The following is a 2,926-nucleotide window of genomic DNA, read 5'->3' as shown; positions in this document are numbered from 1 at the left end:
GGGTAAACGTATCATTGAAGCCCTGCATCCCGCCAAACAGCGAGTTGCGTACAACGAGYAGCTCGTCGGAGTGATGCGGATAATACGTCATGCTTTCATACACATTGTCGATAACAAACCGGCCTTCATTACCTGCGACTTCGCAATATTCAATGGGATGCCGCATCGACATGTCGTAGCTGCCGGTCAAGTGGCCAACCGCGCCGGAAGCAAACGTCACATTGACGGATGCGGTCGACCAGCTCTGCCGTCCCGGCGCCTTGGTCATGAACGCTTGAACCCGCTTAATATCACCGGCAAAATACCGCATGACATCGATGGAGTGAGGATGCAGAGCACGCATATGCAGCCATTCCGTATCCTCCTGCGGATTCTGAATCGTTAGCCGCATATTGACAAAGAGAAGGGAGCCTAGCTTGCCAGCTTCCACCAGCTCTTTCGCTTTGTAAGCAGCCGGCGTAAATCGATGATTCAAATTACAAGCGAGCCGGACGCCCCGTTCCCGGGCGGCAGCAACCAGCGTCCTCGCTTCCTCAATTCGATTAGAAATCGGCTTTTCTACATGGACGTCCTTGCCAGCATCGATCGCAATCATCGCGGGTTCAAAATGGTGACTGCCCTTCTCAACCCCCGCTGTCGCTACGACGACTAGATCGATCTGTTCTTTAGCCAGCAGCTCTCTCAGGTCGGTATACGCAGGAACGCCATGTTCAAGACCAGCTGCCTCCGCGCGTTCTGGCATCAGATCACAGACAGCCGCAAGCTCCGTATCTGGATGCTGCCGATAAGCGCGGCAATGGATTTTCCCAATATGATTGACACCAACGACAGCAACCCGAATCATTTGGATGCCGCCTCCTCCTTGGATTGAAGGGAGCGCGCGCCAATAATATTGCCGATATGCAGTGACTGGTATGCCTGCTCAGACGAGGTGAACGTCTGGCCTTTGCCATGCCAATTCAGATTCGTATAGATCGGATTCGTACGACCCGTCTGCTCTTCACGTTTTGCAATATGGTCCTCCATCCGCTTCGTAAGCAGTGCCACAACTTCCGGCTGCAGTTCTGCCACATTGTTGTTTTCTTCTGGATCTTGGATCAGATTGTACAGCTCTACCTCCGGCTTAAAATGGAAGTCCGGCTCAAGCGRGCGGATCAGCTTCCATTCCGGTGTGCGCCAGCCGTGCTTGCGCATCCACGTGCATTCCGTCAGATACAGCTCGCTTATCCGCTCTGAATCTTCGCTCACAACCGGCTCAAGCAGACTGCGGCCGTCGAAGGAAATGCCGCTGTCGATGCCAATCAATTGCAGCAGCGTTGGCATAATATCCGAGATGACCGACACATCCTGAGCCCGTTTTCCCGCAGGCAAACGTCCCGGAAACTTAATAATAAGCGGCACAACAAGCGTACAGTCATAGAGGCCGTGATGATCAAAATAACAGTCGTGCTCATACAGCGTCTCGCCATGATCCGACGTGATAACGACAAGTGTCTCTTCCTCTAAGCCCAGTGCGTTCAGCTTCTCGAAGATGCCTTGGATACAAGCATCCATATAAGCGATTGCGCCATCATATTGCGCGCCAACATAAGCTTCATCCGTGACGCCTTCCGGAATCCATGACTTCAAGAAGTCGGCGAACGGCTTAAAATTATAAACCGGCTCCATGGAGTCGTTGGCTGGGTCCTTCTCGTCCTTGCCGTAGAACATCCGCTCGAACGGCGCAGGCGGCAAATATGGTGAATGCGGATCCATATGCCGCATGAACAGCAGGAACGGCTTATCTTCTGCCGCCAGCCGCTCCAGCTCTGGAATAGCGACATCGTTTAGATTTTGCGCCTTAGGCGTACGTCCCGACTCGTCAGGCACCCAAGATTCATAATCGAGATACGTATGGAAACCGCGCGATGATGGATTGCCCGAGAAACCGACACATGATGTGTTATAGCCGTTCTCCGCAAGCAGCTCAGGCAGCGTCTTCACGTGACTGCCAAGCGGTCCTTCGTGGCGCAGCGCCACAACGTCGGTTCCGAACACATCCATACCCGTCAGCATCGATGCATAAGCCGGCGTTGTCGGAATGCCCGGGCTGAAATGTTTCTCGTATAGAACGCCCTCGGCAGCAATTTTATCCAGATGCGGAGTAGTCAGCCTCGAATAACCATACGCACTCATATGATCCCGACGAAGGCTATCTATGCCGAACAATAGAATATTGGGTTTCTTATTAGTCATTTTGAAATCCTCCTTTTGGATGAAAATAATGCTTTTATCGTGCGTTCAGCTGTTTAAGAACCGCATTTAGATAGCCATACGACTCAGCGGCTACGATGGATACCTGCGCAAGCGTATGCTCAGGTGAAGCACCAATGACCTCAACGACGACCGGTCCGTCGTAACCTCCATCCACCATCGCTTTGCAGTAGCCATATAGATCGATGTCGCCCCGTCCGCACGCCTGAAGCATGATCGGTCCAGGTCCCTGCTCCCGTCCTTTGCAGTCACGGATATGAACATGCTTTACGCGACTAAGCACAGCGGGCAGCGCCTTCTCCGCATTTTCGCCGGCACGGTGGATATGGCTCGGGTCCATGTCGATGCCGAACGCTGGGGAGATGATCGACTCCATCGCCCGCAGCGTGGTCGGCGTATTGTGAATGGCATTGCCGACATGTGCTTTGACGCAGAGCGTGATGCCAAACGAAGCCGCTCTCTCTGCCATCCGCGCAAGCATCTCGATAGATGCCTGCAGGTCTTCTTCGACTCCCAGCTTTCCGCCAGGACCAACGTTTACGATTGGAATACCAATTTCAGCGGCAGCTTCGAACGCTGGGAGCAGCCGCTCCTCATTGAGCGATGCCACCTCAGTCGATAGAAACGTTAGGCCGTTTTCCTGCACAATCGCCTGCAGCTCACTCTTCTGCTG

At 53.4% G+C, this 2,926-nt stretch carries 3 protein-coding genes; all 3 read right to left on the bottom strand.

Annotated elements, in window-relative coordinates:
• The coding region (locus tag AC1DSE_RS33630) for a Gfo/Idh/MocA family protein (RefSeq protein WP_477528947.1) at positions 1-844 on the bottom strand (844 nt) is incomplete at its 3' end.
• Positions 841-2,235 carry a sulfatase family protein gene (locus AC1DSE_RS33625; protein WP_477528946.1) on the bottom strand — a complete coding sequence of 465 codons (1,395 nt, stop codon included), beginning with the start codon at positions 2,233-2,235 and terminating at the stop codon, positions 841-843. The genes AC1DSE_RS33625 and AC1DSE_RS33630, both read right to left, overlap by 4 nt.
• 34 nt (positions 2,236-2,269) lie before the next feature.
• The coding region (locus tag AC1DSE_RS33620) for a sugar phosphate isomerase/epimerase family protein (RefSeq protein WP_477528945.1) at positions 2,270-2,926 on the bottom strand (657 nt) is incomplete at its 5' end.

The organism is Paenibacillus sp. 01L418 (assembly GCF_056400045.1).
The sequence above is the reverse complement of the archived record's forward strand: the minus strand, read 5'-3'. Positions and strand labels throughout refer to the sequence as shown.